The sequence below is a fragment of the Geodermatophilus obscurus genome (assembly GCF_900143215.1).
In the GTDB taxonomy this organism is placed as follows: domain Bacteria; phylum Actinomycetota; class Actinomycetes; order Mycobacteriales; family Geodermatophilaceae; genus Geodermatophilus; species Geodermatophilus obscurus_A.
The window spans coordinates 13,573-29,602 of the sequence record NZ_FRDM01000022.1 but is presented as its reverse complement, the minus strand read 5'-3'; the positions used below and the strand labels follow the sequence as shown (position 1 = coordinate 29,602).

At 75.3% G+C, this 16,030-nt stretch carries 14 protein-coding genes; 5 read left to right on the top strand and 9 right to left on the bottom strand.

What is annotated here, in order from left to right:
- Positions 1–37: 37 nt before the first annotated feature.
- Both BUB17_RS17535 and BUB17_RS17530 read right to left on the bottom strand, forming a co-directional pair.
- Entirely contained in the window at positions 38–784 is a 747-nt protein-coding gene (locus tag BUB17_RS17535) for a class I SAM-dependent methyltransferase (RefSeq protein ID WP_244277332.1), read from the bottom strand.
- Positions 785–830: 46 nt separating this feature from the next.
- Positions 831–2,081 (bottom strand): glycosyltransferase family 4 protein, encoded by a 1,251-nt coding sequence (locus BUB17_RS17530; RefSeq protein WP_175561402.1) that lies wholly within the window; start codon positions 2,079–2,081, stop codon positions 831–833.
- 88 nt (positions 2,082–2,169) lie between these two features.
- Here BUB17_RS17530 and BUB17_RS17525 point away from each other — a divergent pair, with 88 nt between their 5' ends.
- From BUB17_RS17525 to BUB17_RS17515, 3 genes are all read left to right on the top strand, one after another.
- Positions 2,170–2,463, top strand: coding sequence for a Dabb family protein (locus tag BUB17_RS17525; protein WP_012949601.1), 294 nt, complete (start codon positions 2,170–2,172; stop codon positions 2,461–2,463).
- A gap of 101 nt (positions 2,464–2,564) precedes the next feature.
- Complete coding sequence (locus BUB17_RS17520) at positions 2,565–3,371, top strand: hypothetical protein (RefSeq protein WP_141243072.1); 807 nt, start codon at positions 2,565–2,567, stop codon at positions 3,369–3,371.
- A gap of 243 nt (positions 3,372–3,614) precedes the next feature.
- Positions 3,615–4,688 carry a DUF4192 domain-containing protein gene (locus BUB17_RS17515; RefSeq protein WP_072920016.1) on the top strand — a complete coding sequence of 358 codons (1,074 nt, stop codon included), beginning with the start codon at positions 3,615–3,617 and terminating at the stop codon, positions 4,686–4,688.
- A gap of 7 nt (positions 4,689–4,695) precedes the next feature.
- Here BUB17_RS17515 and BUB17_RS17510 read toward each other — a convergent pair whose 3' ends face one another.
- Together BUB17_RS17510 and BUB17_RS17505 are read right to left on the bottom strand one after the other, a co-directional pair.
- On the bottom strand, positions 4,696–6,774 hold the full coding sequence (locus BUB17_RS17510; RefSeq protein ID WP_072919972.1) for a S9 family peptidase: 2,079 nt from the start codon (positions 6,772–6,774) through the stop codon (positions 4,696–4,698).
- 143 nt (positions 6,775–6,917) lie between these two features.
- On the bottom strand, positions 6,918–7,625 hold the full coding sequence (locus BUB17_RS17505; protein ID WP_072919971.1) for an iron-dependent transcriptional repressor DtxR: 708 nt from the start codon (positions 7,623–7,625) through the stop codon (positions 6,918–6,920).
- Between the two features lie 141 nt (positions 7,626–7,766).
- Here BUB17_RS17505 and BUB17_RS17500 point away from each other — a divergent pair, with 141 nt between their 5' ends.
- Together BUB17_RS17500 and BUB17_RS17495 are read left to right on the top strand one after the other, a co-directional pair.
- The gene (locus BUB17_RS17500; protein WP_072919970.1) at positions 7,767–8,948 is read left to right on the top strand and encodes an acetoin utilization protein AcuC; all 1,182 of its coding nucleotides are present in this window, start codon (positions 7,767–7,769) and stop codon (positions 8,946–8,948) included.
- A complete protein-coding gene (locus tag BUB17_RS17495) occupies positions 8,941–11,652 on the top strand; it encodes a bifunctional acetate--CoA ligase family protein/GNAT family N-acetyltransferase (protein WP_072919969.1) in 2,712 nt (903 codons plus the stop codon). The genes BUB17_RS17500 and BUB17_RS17495 overlap by 8 nt, the downstream gene beginning before the upstream one ends.
- Positions 11,653–11,659: 7 nt before the next feature.
- On the opposite strand, the gene BUB17_RS17490 is transcribed toward BUB17_RS17495, so the two are convergent.
- The 5 genes from BUB17_RS17490 to BUB17_RS17465 all read right to left on the bottom strand — a co-directional run bounded on the left by BUB17_RS17490 (position 11,660) and on the right by BUB17_RS17465 (position 15,921).
- Entirely contained in the window at positions 11,660–12,478 is an 819-nt protein-coding gene (locus BUB17_RS17490; protein WP_072919968.1) for a class I SAM-dependent methyltransferase, read from the bottom strand.
- 233 nt (positions 12,479–12,711) lie between these two features.
- A complete protein-coding gene (gene sigB / locus BUB17_RS17485) occupies positions 12,712–13,695 on the bottom strand; it encodes an RNA polymerase sigma factor SigB (protein ID WP_141243071.1) in 984 nt (327 codons plus the stop codon).
- Between the two features lie 249 nt (positions 13,696–13,944).
- Complete coding sequence (gene dtd / locus BUB17_RS17480; protein WP_072919967.1) at positions 13,945–14,376, bottom strand: D-aminoacyl-tRNA deacylase; 432 nt, start codon at positions 14,374–14,376, stop codon at positions 13,945–13,947.
- Positions 14,377–14,380: 4 nt separating this feature from the next.
- The gene (locus tag BUB17_RS17475) at positions 14,381–14,707 is read right to left on the bottom strand and encodes an MDR/zinc-dependent alcohol dehydrogenase-like family protein (RefSeq protein ID WP_072919966.1); all 327 of its coding nucleotides are present in this window, start codon (positions 14,705–14,707) and stop codon (positions 14,381–14,383) included.
- 395 nt (positions 14,708–15,102) lie between these two features.
- Entirely contained in the window at positions 15,103–15,921 is an 819-nt protein-coding gene (locus BUB17_RS17465) for a CPBP family intramembrane glutamic endopeptidase (protein ID WP_072919964.1), read from the bottom strand.
- Positions 15,922–16,030: the final 109 nt, after the last annotated feature.

Here is a 16,030-nt window from a genome sequence, read left to right as displayed (position 1 = left end):
CTCCCCGCTCAGCACACCGGGCAGCTCGGGGAGCAGCTCAGACAGCGGTCCGCTCCAGCTCGATCTCGCCGGCCGGAGCCGTTGCCGCCGGCTTCTCCGCGTAGACGACCAGGCTCTTGCCGATCACCGGGTCCAGCAGCCGCTCGGCGGCGCGGGTCAGCAACGGCCGCTGCGTCAGGTCCCACACCAGCAGCCGGTGGTAGGCGCGGACGGCGGCCGGGTCCCGGTCGACGCCGACGGCGCACTTGAGCCACCAGAACGGTGCGTGCAGCGCGTGCGCGTGGTGCTGTGCGCCGGGGACCAGGCCGGCGGCGGACAGCCGCGTGCGCAGCACGTCGCCGCGGTAGATCCGGACGTGGCCGCCCTCGTTGGCGTGGTAGGCGTCCGACAGCGCCCAGCAGACCCGCTCCGGCCCGTACCGGGGCACGGTCACCGCCACCGTGCCGCCGGGTTTGAGCACGCGGACGATCTCGGCCATCGCGGTGGCGTCGTCGGGGATGTGCTCGAGCACCTCCGACGCGATGACCCGGTCGGCGCTCGCGTCGGGGAAGGGCAGCGCCAGCAGGTCGCCGCGCACCACCTCGTACGCCGCACCTGCCGGGGCCTCGCCGGCCTCGGCGATCGCGCCCAGCCAGCGCTTCGTCGTCTCCACCTCGGACGCACCCCGGTCGACGGCGACCACCCGGGCGCCGCGGCGGTAGGCCTCGAACGCGTGCCGGCCCTCGCCGCAGCCCAGGTCCAGCACGGTCATCCCCGGCCGCAGGTCCAGCCGGTCGTAGTCCACGGTCAGCAACGGGAGCGCTCCCGGCCGCGTCGCGGGCTCGTCGTCCTCACCGGCGCCCCTTCCGCTCCAGCACCTCGCGGTACCACTCGACCGTCCGCTCGGCGGTCGACCGCCAGGTGTAGGAGGCCAGCACCCGGCGCCGGCCGGCCCGGCCCAGCTGGTCGGCGAAGGACGGCGAGTCCAGGACCAGCTGCAGCGCCGCGGTCAGCTCGCCGACGTCCCCGGCGCGCACCCGCAGGCCGGCCTTGCTGCCCACGACCTCCGGCAGCGCCCCGGCGTCGGTGGTGACCAGCGCGGTGCCGCAGGCCATCGCCTCGATCGCCGGCAGCGAGAAGCCCTCGTACAGCGAGGGGATGGCGACGACGGCGGCACCCTGCAGCAGTCGCACCAGCTCTGCCTCGGGGAGCGGGCCGGTGAAGCGGACGGCGTCGCGCAGCGCCAGCCGGTCGAGAGCGGCCTCCGCCGGGCCGCCCGGGCGCGCGGTGCCGACGACGGTCAGCCGCACCAGCCGCTCGGTGCGCAGCTTCGCGACCGCCTCGAGCAGGTGCACCAGCCCCTTGAGCGGGACGTCGGCGCTGGTGGTGACCACGATCGAGTCGGGGTCGCGAGGGCGGTCGGCCGGCGGCGGGGTGAAGACCTCGGGGTCGATGCCCACCGGGACCACCCGGATGGCATCCGCCGGGACTCCGAGGTGGGTCTCGATGTCGCGGCGGGAGTTCTCCGAGACGGTGGTGACGCCGTCCAGCTGCGGGGCCACCCGGGCCTGCATGCGGGTGAAGCCGTACCAGCGGCGCAGCGTCAGCCGGCGGCGCAGCGAGGGTGCGGCGGCGAGCTCCAGGTCGCGGTCGATGGCGACCGGGTGGTGCACGGTGGCCACGGTCGGCACGCCGGCGCGGATCAGCTGCAGCAGTCCCGAGCCCAGGCTCTGGTTGTCGTGCACGAGGTCGAAGAGGGGGGCCTGGGGGAGCAGCAGCCGGGCCGCCCGCAGGCTGAAGGTCAGCGGCTCGGGGAAGCCGGCCGTGCACATCGTGGCGTACTCGAGGACGTCGATCCGGTCGCGGAACTCCGACGGCCACGGCGTGCGGAACGGGTCGGGCTCCCGGTACAGGTCCAGGCTCGGCACGCGGGTGAGCGGCACGCCGTCGTCGAGTTCCGGGTACGGCTGGCCGCTGACCACGGTGACCCCGTGACCGAGGGCGGTGAGCTCGCGGGAGAGCGCCCGGACGTAGACGCCCTGTCCACCGCTGTGCGGCTTGCTGCGGTAGGACAACAGTGCGATGCGCAGCGGCCGTCCCATGGGCGGCGACTCTAGCCAGCCCTCGTTCCCCACCGGTTCGCCGGTGCCCGGTCTGCGCGTCCCCGCAGCGCCTGACAGGATCGCCTCCGTGCTGCGCCACGTCGTCCTGTTCACCTGGTCCGACGACGCCGACGAGGAGCGCCGGGAGCAGACCCTGGCCGCGCTGCGCCGGCTGCCCGAGGAGGTCGGCGGGATGACCTCCTTCGCCGTCGGCCCCGACGCCGGGCTGCGCGAGGGCAACGCGCACACCGCGCTGGTCGCCGACTTCCCCGACGTCGAGGCCTGGCGGCGCTACGCCGACCACCCGGTGCACCTGCAGGTGATCGCCGACCACGTCAAGCCGATCCTCGCCGCGCGCAGCGCGGTCCAGTACGAGGTCTGAAGAAGGACCCTCCTGCTCCCCGCCACTCGCGAGCTCGCGGCGGGACCCGGCAGGAGGGCCGTTCCATCACCCCACCTGGCCGGCGGGGTTACCGTCGCGGTGTGAAAGAGGACCCTCCTGCCCCCCGCCACTCGCCAGCTCGCGGCGGGACCCGGCAGGAGGGCCGCCGCATCCGCCGCACCTCCTGGCTCGCCACGGGCCTCGTCGCCGGTGCGGTCGTGACCGGCTGCGCGTCCGACACCGGGGTCCAGGAGGCCGCGGCCACCGGCGCGCCGTCCCCGTCCGCCGAGGCGGCCGCGGCGACCTCCGCTGCTGCGGACCTCGCCGCCGGCCTGCTGCCCGCCGAGGCGTTCGGTCCCGGCGCGCGGGTCCTCCCGGTGTCGGGGCAGCAGCTGTCCGAGGGCGCGCCGGCCGGGATGGGCTCGCCGGCCGGCGTCGAGGTCACGCCCGGGTCGTGCACGGCGGTCCTGCAGGCGCTGCCGGTGCACCAGCCGCCGGCCGCCGAGGACCTCGCCGCGCAGGTCGCCGTCCAGGGGACGACGTACACCGCCGAACTGCTGGCCGTGGCCGGACCCGCCGCCGAGCTCGTCGGCCGGGTGCACGAGCTGGTCGGCCAGTGCCCGCAGCTGACGGTCAGCTCGCCCGAGCACGGCAGCGCCACCGTCGACCTGGCGACGTTCGACGTGCCCGACCTGGGCGACGCCGCGGTGGCGGTGTCGGTGGAGGTCGTGGCCACGGAGCCCGGCGGCGCCCAGCGGGAGGCCTCCGGGCTGGTCGGGCTGGTGCGGGACGGCGACCGGGTGGTCGCACTGGCCACCGGCGACCGCGCGGGCGCCGAGCCCGACCGCGCGGCGTTCACCGCGCTGCTCGAGCAGGCGTACGACGTGCAGGCCGAGGCCCTGGACTGAGCAGGGACCACCCTGCCCCCACGCCTCGTAGAAGGACCCCGTCCTGCTCACCCCTCGCAGGCTCGGGGCGGGACCCGGGACGGGGCCGGCGGGGCCCTGGGAGGGTGGCCGTTCTCGCACGTCAGCAGGCCCGCGGCGGGCCTCTGCGGGGGGCCGACGGCCGGGCGTCCACAGTCGTCCGGCCGGTCCACAGATGTCCCCGCGCGGCTCGTCCGGGTGGGTGCGGCGGCGAAGGTCGCCGGCATGGACGACCTCACCCGCCCCCTGGTGTCCCTCACCGACTCCGCCGAGATCGCGGCCGCGCTGCCGTACCTGGTCGGGTTCCACCCGCACGAGTCGGTCGTCCTGGTCGCCCTCGGCGGGCCGACCGGGAACCGGGTGGGCCTCACGGTGCGCGCCGACCTGCCGGCCCGGGCCGCCTCCGCCGCGGTCGCCACGGCGCTGACGCGCAGCGTCGCCACCGACGACCCGGCCGGTGTCGTCGTCGCGGTCGTGTCCGAGGCGCCCGACGACCGCGGGTCGCTGCCCGGTGGGGACGACGTCCCGGGCCTGCCGCACCGCGACGTCGTGCACGACGCCGTCGTCGCGCTGGCCGCGCTGGACATCCCGGTGCGGGACACCCTGCTCGTGCGCGGTGGCCGGTGGTGGTCCTACGACTGCACCGAGGCCTGCTGTGCCCCCGGGGCCGGCGAGCCGCTGCCGCGTGAGGTGTCCGTGCTGGCGGCCGCCTCGGCGGCTGCCGGGCAGGTGGTCGCCCGTGACCGCGCGGTCCTGGAGGCGCGGATCGCGCCGCTCGACGGCCCGGCCCGGGCCGCGATGGAGGAGGTCACCTGGCGACTGGTGGACCACCGTGCCCGGCCGGCGCGCGAGGACCCGGACGCGGAGGCCCGCCGCTCGTGGGACGCGGTGCTGCGGGCCGTGCGGCACTGCCGGCCGCGCGCGGTCGGCCGGCTCCCCGACCGCGAGGTGGCCGGTGTGCTGTGGGCGCTGGCCGACGTCCGGGTGCGCGACCGGGCGCTCACCCTGGCGCTGGGGGACGACGCCGCGGCGGCCGAGCTGCTGTGGACCGAGTGCACCCGCCGTGCCCCGGCCCCCATGGACGCCGCCCCGGCCACCCTGCTGGCGGTCAGCGCGTGGCTGCGCGGGGACGGCGCGATGGCGAACGTCGCGCTGCAGCGGGCGCTCGACAGCCGCCCCACCTACACGCTGGCGAGGCTGCTGGCCGACGGGCTCGCTGCCTGCCTGCCCCCGGCCGAGCTGCGGGCCATGCTCGTCACCGTGACCGCCGACCCCGACGAGGTGTGGGCCGCGGGATGAGTGCGCCTCAGAGGAGCTCGGGCCGCTGCCAGTCCTGGCCGTGGACCTGCTCGGCCAGGAAGGACAGCACCGTCTCGTACCAGACCTGCGCGTTGCCGGGTGTGAGCACCCAGTGGTTCTCGTTCGGGAAGTAGAGGAACCGGGAGGGGACGCCGCGCTTCTGCAGGTCGTACCACAGCCGCAGCGCCTCGCCGATCGGCACCCGGTAGTCGCGGTCGCCGTGGATCACGAGCACCGGGGTGCGGATGGCGTCGGCGTAGCGGTGCGGCGAGTTCTGCTCGTAGCGCTTGGGCTGGCGCAGCGGGTCGCCCCACTCCTTCTCCCAGAAGTAGGCGGCATCGGTCGTGCCGATGAAGGAGTCCATGTCCCACAAGCTGGCGTGGGTGACGATCGCCCGGAACCGGTCGGTCTGGGTGGCGATCCAGTTGGCCATGTATCCGCCGAAGGAGCCGCCCATCGCGGCGGTGCGCGACTCGTCGAGCTCCGGCCGCTGCTCCACGGCGTCGACCGCCGCCATCAGGTCGGTGTACGGCGTCTCGCCCCACGCGCCCCAGCCGCGGCGGACGAACTCCTGCCCGTACCCCTGCGACAGCGCCGGGTCGGGCAGCAGGACGGCGTAGCCGCGGGCGGCCAGCACCCACGGGCACCAGCGCCAGGACCACGAGTTCCAGCTCATCAACGGCCCGCCGTGGACCCACAGCACCAGCGGCGCCGGGCGTTCCGCCGACGCGCCCTCGGGCAGCACCAGCCAGCAGTGCACCGGCGTCCCGTCGGCGGCGGTGGTCTCGACCTCCTGCAGGGTGCCGGGCAACCCGGCGAGGGTGCCCGGATTCGGCAGCGGGTCGGGGTGCTGGCCGGTCGCCTCCGGGTCGAGTCGCACCGGGGCCGGCGGCTCGTCGTAGGCCGAGCGCAACGCGTAGAGGGCGCTGCCGTCGCGGGCCACCTGCAGGTCGCTGTAGGCGCCGTCGGTGGTCATGCGCACCGGCTCCCCGCCGTCCGCCGGCACCCGGAACAGGGCGTGCCGTCCGTCGTCGTCGGCCAGGAAGTACACCGTCGTCCCGTCGGCGCTGAACTGCGGCGCGGACGGCCAGCGGTCGAAGCCGGGGGTGAGCTCCCGCGCCGCGCCGGTGGCGACGTCGACGTGCAGCAGCGTGTAGTCCGGCGGCTCGTCGTGGCTGGACATCGACTCCCGCACGCAGACGACGGCGCTGCCGTCCGGCGAGAAGCGTGGCGCGCCCAGATCGGCGAGCGGGTCGTCGACCAGTGCCCGGGCCTGCCCGGTCCCGGTCTCGAGCAGGACCAGCCGGTCGCGCCGGCCCGCCGGGCCGTCGGGCACGGTCTCCACGCGCACGAGGAGCCGGCCGTCGGGGGAGAGGGCCAGGTCGCCGCCGGCGCCGGACGGCGGGACGGCGTCCGGGGTGAGGTCGCGCAGCTCGACCGGCGGGCGCTCGGCGCCCGCGTCCGGCTCGGCGGGGAGTTCGCCGGCCCAGAACAGGTGCGGGGTGGCGGGCCCGAGGTCGCTGTCCCAGTACCGCACCGGGTAGGCCTCGTGCAGGATCGCGGTGACCCCGGCCTCCTTGCGCCGCTTCCGGCGCTCCGCGTCGGCCTCGGCGTCGCCCGCCCCCGGCATGGCCGACGCGGTGACGACCACCTCGCCGGAGCCCGCGGCGAGGGCGACACCCGAGATCCCGCCCGGGTGGGTCAGCACCGGCCGCGCCTCACCGCCGTCGGCGGGCAGGCTCCACAGCGCCGGCTTCGGGTCCTCCGCTCCGTCGCCGGCTGCCGGGTCGGGGCGGGCAGACGTGAACAGCAGCGAGCCGTCGGGCGCCCACACCGGCGAGGACTCGCCCGGCGCGCTGCGGGTGAGCCGGCGGGCCGGCCGCCGTCCTCCGGGGTCGACCTCCCAGAGGGCCGACTGCCACGCGGTCTTCTCCCGGTCCAGGGTCTGCACCGCGATGGCCAGCCGCCGGCCGTCGGCCGACAGGGCCAGGCCGCCGACCCGCGGCAGGGCGACGAAGGCCGCCAGGTCGGCGAAGGGAGAACCGGAGGGGGAGGAGGTGGCGGGGGCGTCGGAGGGCTCGCTCACCCGGCCCACCGTAGGAGCCGGGGGAGCGTGGCCCCCCTGCAGGGTCGGCCCCGCGTCGGGCGGGCCCGTCCGGAGGCTCGGTGCGGCCCTGTCCGGGAGGCCCGCCCTGAGCTCGCGACGGGTGGGGAGGACGGGGTCCTGCCTCAGAGGCGGGGAGCAGCCTCGACCGGGGTGAGCTCCTCGTCGAGGGCGCTGACGAAGACGTGCTGGGCGACGCCCATCGGCAGCACGTCGCCGTCGAGACTGACCGAACCGGCCATCAGCTGGGCGACGGCGGTCATGCCCGGCCGCAGGCCCTGAGCGGCCAGCTGGCGCATGAGCTCGCTGTCCTCCTGCAGCTGCTCGCTGATCCGCTTGATCTCCACCCGGCGCCCCTCGGGCGTGGCCGTGGTCGACAGCAGGGTCAGCGAGTCCAGCACCGCGGAGGTCTCGCCGCCCAGGGCGTCGAGGCCGGGGATCGGATTGCCGAACGGCGACACCGTCGGGTTGCCGAGGAGGGTCAGCAGCTTGCGCTCCACGGCCTCGCTCATGACGTGCTCCCAGCGGCACGCCTCTTCGTGGACGTCGGCGTAGTCCAGGCCGATGACGTCGACCAGCAGGCACTCCGCGAGCCGGTGCTTGCGCATCACCGCGGTGGCCAGCTGCCGCCCGGACTCGGACAGCTGCAGGTGCCGGTCGCCCTCGACGGTCAGCAGACCGTCGCGCTCCATCCGGGCGACCGTCTGGCTCACCGTCGGACCGCTCTGGTGCAGCCGCTCGGCGATCCGGGCTCGGAGGGGGACGATCCCCTCCTCCTCCAGCTCGAAGATCGTCCGGAGGTACATCTCGGTGGTGTCGATGAGGTCGTTCACAGGTCTCCTCCGTGTCATCCGTGATGGTACGGGGGAGAGCGCGTGCACCCGCTCACGCGACGGCACCGTTCGCGGCACGCCGCGGGGGTACCGACGGTAGCGTCGCCCGCGACATCGTCGTCGACGTCGAGGAGGGTCTGCGTGAGTGACTCGGTCGCGGTCGTCTGGGACGACGCGCTGCTCGGCTACACGATGGGCGGGGACCACCCGATGCACCCGGTCCGGCTGGACCTGACGATGCGGCTGGCCGACGGCCTCGGCGTGCTGGCCACCGACCGGCTGCGGGTGCTGCGGCCCACGCCGGCCGACGTCGACCTGCTGACCCGGGTGCACGACCCCGCCTACCTGGACGCGGTCAAGCGCGCGCCGTCCGACCCGAACGTCGGCCACGGCCTCGGCACGGCGGACAACCCGATCTTCGACGGCATGTACGACGCCACCGCCCTGATCACCGGCGGCAGCGTGCTCGCCGCCGAGCAGGTGCACAGCGGCCGGGCGCAGCACGCGGTCAACATCTCCGGCGGCCTGCACCACGCGATGCGCGACCGCGCGTCGGGCTTCTGCGTCTTCAACGACGCCGCGGTCGCCATCCAGTGGCTGCTGGACCAGGGACACGAGCGCATCGCCTACGTCGACCTCGACGTCCACCACGGCGACGGCGTGCAGGCCGTCTTCTACGACGACCCGCGGGTGCTGACCGTGAGCATCCACCAGACGCCGCTGACGCTGTTCCCCGGCACCGGCTTCCCCGAGGAGACCGGCGACCCGGAGAAGGCGTCGGGCAGCGCGGTCAACCTGGCGCTGCCCAACGGCACCGACGACTCCGGCTGGCTGCGGGCCTTCCACGCCGTCGTGCCCAGCGTCCTCAAGGCGTTCCAGCCGGAGATCCTGGTGAGCCAGTGCGGCTGCGACGCCCACCACGAGGACCCGCTCGCCGACCTCGCGCTCACCATCGACGGGCAGCGGGCCAGCTACCGCGCGGTCCACGACCTCGCCCACGAGATCTGCGACGGCCGCTGGATCGCGCTCGGCGGCGGCGGCTACGGGCTGGTCCGGTGCGTGCCACGAGCCTGGACGCACCTCATCGCCGAGGCCGCCGGTGCCCGGCTCGACCCGGTGACCGAGATCCCCGAGTCCTGGCGGGAGGACGTCGTCCGCCGCGGGCTGCGCGCCCGGCCACCGACGCACATGACCGAGGGCGGCTACACCGGCTTCACGCACTGGGACCCGTTCACCGAGTCCCGCGTCGACCGGGCCATCGGCCGCACCCGCAACGCCGTGTTCCCCTACTTCGGCCTGGACCCGGACGACCCCCGTGACTGAGCAGAGCACCGAGACCCCTCCGGCGCAGGACGCCCCGCCGCAGCCGCCCGCACACTGGGAGGCCGACATCATCGCCGCCGACGGCGGCACGGTGCACCTGCGCCCGATCTGTCCGGAGGACGCCGAGGGGCTGGTCGGCCTGATGGACCGCAGCTCCGACCAGACCCGCTACTACCGGTTCTTCGGGCCGATGAAGCGGCTGTCGGACAGGGACCTGCACCGCTTCACCCACGTCGACCACGACGCCCGGGCTGCGTTCGTGCTGGTGCTGGGCGACCAGATCATCGGCGTCGGCCGCTACGACCGCTATCCGGGCACGGACGACGCCGAGGTCGCCTTCCTCGTCGAGGACGCCCACCAGGGACGCGGGCTCGGCTCGGTGCTGCTCGAGCACCTGGCCGCCGCGGCACGGGAGCGGGGCATCCAGAACTTCGTCGCCGAGGTGCTGGCGCAGAACAACCGGATGGTGCGGGTCTTCCTCGACGCCGGGTACACCCCGACCCGGTCCTACGAGGAGGGCGTCGTCCACCTCACCTTCCCGATCGCGCCGACCGAGACCGCGCTGCAGGTCGCCTACGAGCGCGAGCAGCGCAGCGAGTCGCGGTCGATCGCGCGGCTGCTCACCCCGTCGTCGGTCGCCGTGGTGGGCGCCAGCAACGACGAGGGCAAGCTCGGCCACGCCGTCCTGCGGCACCTGCTCGACCACGGCTTCGAAGGGCCCATCTACCCGGTGAACCCGGGCACCCGGCACGTGCGCGGGGTGCCGGCCTACGCGGGCATCGAGGACGTCCCCGACGACGTCGACCTCGCCGTCCTGGCGGTGCCCGCCGAGGAGGTGGCGGGCGTCGTCGAGGCGTGCCGGCGCAAGAAGGTGCGCGGCCTGGTGGTGATCACCGGCGGGTTCGGCGAGTCCGGCCCGGAGGGACGGGCCCGCGAGCGCGCGCTGGTGGCCGCCGCCCGTGCCTCGGGCATGCGGGTCGTCGGCCCCAACTGCCTCGGCATCGTCAACACCGACCCGGCGGTGCGGCTGAACGCCAGCCTGGCGCCCCGGGTCCCCGGTCGCGGGCGGGTGGGCTTCTTCGCGCAGTCCGGCGCCCTGGGCTCGGCGCTGCTGGAGCAGGCGCGCACCCGCAACATCGGCCTGTCCAGCTTCGTGTCGGCCGGCAACCGCGCGGACGTCAGCGGCAACGACCTGCTCCAGTACTGGGCCACCGACCCCGCCACCGAGGTGGTGCTGCTGCACCTGGAGAGCTTCGGCAACCCGCGCAAGTTCGCCCGGCTGGCCCGCCGCGTCGGCCGCACCAAGCCGGTGGTCGCGGTCAAGAGCGGCCGGCACGTGCGGACGACCGAGGGCCTGGCCGGCACCTCGGTCGCCGTCCCCGAGGAGTCGGTGGCCGCACTGTTCGCCTCCGCCGGCGTCATCCGGGTCGACACGCTGGCGCAGCTGTTCGACGTCGGCACGCTGCTGGCCCACCAGCCGCTGCCGGCCGGCGACCGGGTCGCGGTCGTCGGCAACTCCACCGCGATGGGCTGGTTGGTCAGCGACGCGGTCCTCGAGCAGGGGCTCGCGCTGGCCCACGAGGCACCGACCGACGTCGGCGCCGGCGGGACGGCGGCGGAGTTCCAGGCCGCCCTGCAGGGGGCGGTGGACGACGAGGGCGTGGACGCCGTGGTCGCGGTGTTCCTCCCGCCGCTGTCCCGCGGCTCGGCGGAGTTCGGCCGGGCGCTGCGGGAGGTGGCCGCCGGGGCGGAGAAGCCGATCGTCGCCACGTTCCTCTCCAACGAGGGCGTCCCGGCCGAGCTCGCCCGCATCGGGGAGGACGGGACGCCGGCCCGCGGCTCGGTGCCGTCGTTCTCCACGCCCGAGCGGGCGGTGATCGCCCTGGCCAAGGTGGCGCGGTACGCCGCCTGGCGGCGCCGTCCGGTCGGCGAGGTGCCCGAGCTGGCGGGGGTCGACGAGCAGGCCGGGCGGGACGTCGTCCGGTCGGCGCTGGCGTCGGCCCGGGAGGGGCGGGCGCTGACCGACGACGAGCTCATCCGGCTGCTGGCCGCCTACGGCATCCCGCTGCTGGGCACCCGCACGGTCCCCGACGTCGAGGCCGCGGTCGCCGCGGCCGAGGAGGTCGGCTACCCGGTGGTGCTCAAGTCGACGGCTCCCTGGCTGCGGCACCGCTCCGACCTCGGCGGGGTGCGCCTGGACCTCCCCGACGCCGACGCGGTGCGCGCGGCGTTCGCCGCCATCCCGTCGGGCGACCCGGTGATCGTGCAGGAGATGGCCGCGCCCGGGGTGGCCACCGTCGTCGAGATCGTCGACGACCCGTCGTTCGGCGCGCTCGTCAGCTTCGGCCTGGGCGGCGTCGCGACAGACCTGCTCGGCGACCGCGCCTACCGCACCCTGCCGCTGACCGACCTGGACGCCGCCGAGCTGGTGCGGGCGCCCCGGGCGTGGCCGCTGCTGAACGGCTACCGCGGTTCCGAACCGGTCGACGTCGCCGCGCTGGAGGACCTGCTGCTGCGCGTCGCCCGGCTCGCCGACGACCTGCCCGAGGTGCTGCGGCTGGTGCTGGAGCCGGTCCTCGTCGGCCCGCCCCACCCCTGGCACGGCGGCCGGTCGCTGGTCGTGGCCGGTGCCGTCGTCCGGGTCGGTCCGCCGACCGGGCGGGTCGACCCCGGCCCCCGCAGGATGCGCACCCCCGGCGTCTGAGCCGGGTTCACCCCTGCCGTGGGCGCGCGGCGAGGAGGTGGCCGCGGAAGGGGGCGGCGACGGTGCCGTCGGGGCCGGTGAAGGGAGCGAGCGCCTTCCGCGCGCCCGTGCGGATGCGGTCGTACACGTCCCGGGTGATCCGCTGCGCCAGCGGTGACCCCTCGACCTCGGTGGCGACGAAGGCCTCCACCGAGTCGAAGGACGCCGTTCCCAGGTGGGTACGGGCGTCGACCACCGCCAGCCCCGCGGCGGCTGCGGTCTCGAGCAGTCGGTCGAGGTCGCCGCAGGCCCAGTAGGTGCCCAGGAGCATCCGTGCCTCCGCACCGGCGTGCTGCGCGGCCACCTCGACGAACGGCCCGTAGGCCGGCTGGTCGGCGAGCGCGGCGGGCACGCACAGCGCCACGGTCCCGCCGGGTCGGGTGACCCGCGCCATCTCGCGCAGGGCCGCCGTCCGGTCGGGGACGAACATCAGTGCCATCTGGCAGAGCACGACGTCGAAGGAGCGGTCGGGGAACGGGAGAGCCGCGACGTCCCCCTGCCGCCACTCCAGGTCCGGCCGTACCCGCCGGGCGACGGCGAGCATCGCGGCGTTGAGATCGAGCCCGACGACCCGCCCGTCCCCCGCCAGCCGGTCGGCGACCGTGCGGGCGACGATGCCGGTGCCGCACGCGGCGTCGAGCACCTCCTGACCGGGACGCACCCCGGCCAGGTCGGCCAGCAGGGGCGCCCACTCGGCGAAGATCGCCGGCACGAACCGGGCCTCGTACAGCTCGGCGGCCTCGGCGGTGATCTGGAAGGTGTCGGTGTCCGGAGGCTCGGTGGTCACGGCGTCCCCTCGGGCGAGCGGTGCCGTTCCAGGGTCCCGCGGCCGGTCGTCCCGGTCACGGGGGTGGCGCACGGGAACCTCGGGGATCACGCGGAGACGGCGGGAGCCGGCCACCTGTGGGTGACCGGCTCCCGGTGCGGCCCCGTCCCGGGTCCCGCCTTCGAGCTCGCGGAGGACGGGCGGCCCCTCTGCAGGGCCCCACCGCGAGGGTGGGGGAGCAGCGGGGCCCTTGCTCAGGCCAGGTAGTCGCGCAGGGCGTCGGCGCGCTGCGGATCGCGCAGCTTGGCCATCGTCTCGCGCTCGATCTGGCGCACCCGCTCGCGGGACAGACCGAACTGCTTGCCGATCTGCTCCAGCGTGCGCGGCTGGCCGCCGTCCAGGCCGAAGCGCAGCACGACGACGTCGCGCTCCCGGTCCTCCAGCGTGGACAGCACGTTGCGCACGTCGCCCTTCATCATCTGGAAGGCAACGGCGTCCTCGGCGACCGCGGCGTCGGCGTCCTCGATGAAGTCACCGAGCCGGGACTCCTCGTCGGCGCCGACGGTCTGGTCCAGCGACACCAGGTCGCGGGAGTACTCCAGCAGCTCGGTGATCCGCTCCGGGGTCATGTCGAGCTCGAGGCCCAGCTCCTCGGCGGTGGGCTCGCGCTCCAGCTCCTGGTGGATCCGGCGCCGGGTGCGCACCACCTTGTTGACCTGCTCGGCGAGGTGCACGGGCAGCCGGATGGTGCGGCCGGAGTCGGCCATCGCGCGGGTGATCGCCTGGCGGATCCACCACGTCGCGTAGGTCGAGAACTTGAAGCCCTTGGTGTAGTCGAACTTCTCGACCGCCCGGATGAGGCCGACGTTGCCCTCCTGGATGAGGTCCAGGAACGTCATGCCGTGGCCGGTGTAGCGCTTGGCCACCGAGACGACCAGGCGCAGGTTGGCCTCCAGCAGGTGCCGCTTGGCGGCCTTGCCGTCGGCGGCCAGCGCCTTGTAGTCCCGCTGCAGAGCGGGGGTCAGCTGCCGCTCGGTCAGCAGGCGCTCGGCGTACAGACCGGCCTCGATGCGCTTGGAGAGCTCGACCTCCTGCTCGGCGGTGAGCAGCGCCGTCTTGCCGATGGTGTTGAGGTACACCCGGACGAGGTCGGTCGAGACCAGCCCGCTGGTGTCCGGCTCGCGGCGCGACGAGCGGACCTCGAGGGTGTCAGTGGTGGAAGACTGCAGCAGCGTCACGATCTGTCTTCGTCCTTGCCTTCGGGTCGGATGCACGACCGTCGGTCGTCGATGGGCGACGGTGCACCCGGGCGTCGGGGGTGGGGCCGCTCGGCCGGCCTGGTCAGCCGGTGAGCCCCTGCTCTGTGTCCGTGTGGTACGCCCTGTCCAACGGCCCCGATGGGGTCTGGTGTTCCACGGATGCCCGTTTCACAGCCAAAGCACAGGACGTGTGTCGTGTCACGCCTGGGTACCCGGCTCGGCCGGCGCTCAGACTTCCAGGAGCAAGGTCATCGGCCCCTCGTTCACCGACGAGACCAGCATGCGCGCCCCGAACACCCCCGTGGCGACCTCGCTGCCGCGGCGGCGCAGCTCGGCGACCACCTCCTCGACCAGCGGCTCGGCCACCTCGCCGGGGGCGGCGTCGGCCCAGGAGGGACGGCGGCCCTTGCGGGTGTCGGCGTAGAGCGTGAACTGGCTGACGACGAGCACCGGCAGGCCGAGGTCGCCCACCGACCGGGCGCCGTCCTCGGTGGGGAAGATCCGCAGCTCGTGCACCTTGCGCGCCAGCGTCCGGGCCCGCTCCGCGTCGTCCCCACGGCCCACCCCGACCAGCGCCAGCAGCCCGCGGCCGATCTCGCCGACGACCGCGCCGTCCACGGTCACCGCCGCTGTACCGACCCTGCTCACCACCGCGCGCACCCGGTCATCCTCCGGCCGGGCGGGTACGGCGGCGGACCGACCCCGCTCGTCCCGGGAGCGTGGCCGGCGAGCTGCCGAGCAGCCGCAGCGTCCCGTCGGCGAACAGCAGCGGCTCGAACGGCAGCTCGGGACGGTCGTGCCGGCTGGCGTAGGTGGCGATCACCCCGCCGACGGCGAGCGCCTGCCCGTCCAGGTCCGGGTTGCCGGACAGCGAGACCTCGACGACGCGGTCGACCCCCTCGGGCGCGTGGGCCCGGATCCGGGCGACGGCGTGCGCGACCGCCCGGTCGACGCGGTCCGGGTCGGCGGTGCGGCGGACCGTCCCGATCACCGTCCCCGCCCCGGCGGGCCAACGGCGCGGCGAGCGACCCGACCCCGCCGAGCACGCCGTGCACGAGCACCGCCGAGCCGGTGACCGGGCCGTCCCCGGACACCGCACGGTGCGCGGTGGTGCCCGGGATGCCCGGGCAGGCACCGACCTCGTCGCCGACCCCGTCCGGGAGGTCGACCGCCTGGCCGGCCGGGACGACGGTGTACTCCGCGTCCGTGCCGGACGGCCGGTGGGGGCTGCGCGCCCCGGACCCACGCCCGCCGGCCGACGCGGCCGGGACTGACGTCCTCGCCCGGCCGCTGCGGCCGGCCCTGCCGGCCCCGGCAGGACGCGCGGGGCCAGCGGGCCCGTGGAGCGGTGCTGACGTCCGTGCCCCGGGACACGGACGGGTGGCCTCAGCGCCGGGCGGCCACGGGCTCCGGCTCGGCGTCGGTGGCCGACTCCGGTGCCCGGCGCCAGCTCGCGCGGTCCAGCCCCAGCACGGCCGCCACGGCGACGACGAGGACGCCGAAGTAGACGTAGGCCGCGCGGTCCGCGTAGGCGCCGGTGGAGCCGAGCATGCCGAAGGTCAGCGCGCCCTGACTGGCGTGGAACAGCATGGTCATGAGCAGGCTGCCGCCGGTGCGGTTGAACAGCCAGACGTAGAGGAACGCGATCAGCACGGTGGAGGGCAGCCCGATCCAGCCGAGGTTGCCGAGCGCGACCAGCGGGATGTGCCACCCCGCGGTCAGGACACCGAGCACCCCGGCCGCCGCCAGCGGGGACAGCCGGTCCTGCAGGTGCGGCAGGGCGTAGCCGCGGAACCCGGGCTCCTCACCCAGCGCGCTGTCCGCCGGGTTGACCATGCGGAACGCGAGCACCAGGGCCACGTCAGCCCAGACGATCGCCGAGAGGTCGGGTGCCGGAGCGCCGAGCACCCACATGAGGACACCGGTCGTGAGCACCAACAGCACCGGGAGGCCGAGGGCGACGGCGTACCAGATCCAGCCGACCCGCCAGCGGACCAGCCGCGCGCCGAGTTCCCGGAAGCCCCGCCGGCCGTCGGCGAACGCGATGACGACGAGGGCTGCGACGAGTGGACCGCCGGGGAAGAAGGGTGTTCCGAGGGAGAGCCCGGCCGCGTCGAACGCCCACGGGAGCCACGACACCAGGTAGGCGAGGACGAAGAAGCTGGTCAGCCGGTGCTGACGCACCCACTGCGCGGTGCTGGACATGAGGGCCTCCGTCAGGTGGAGAGGAACGGGACCGAGGGTTCGCCCGGCGACCGGGCCGGACCAGCGGGCAGGCCCTCGACCGTCCTCAGGGCTGACCCTGTGGTCGCCG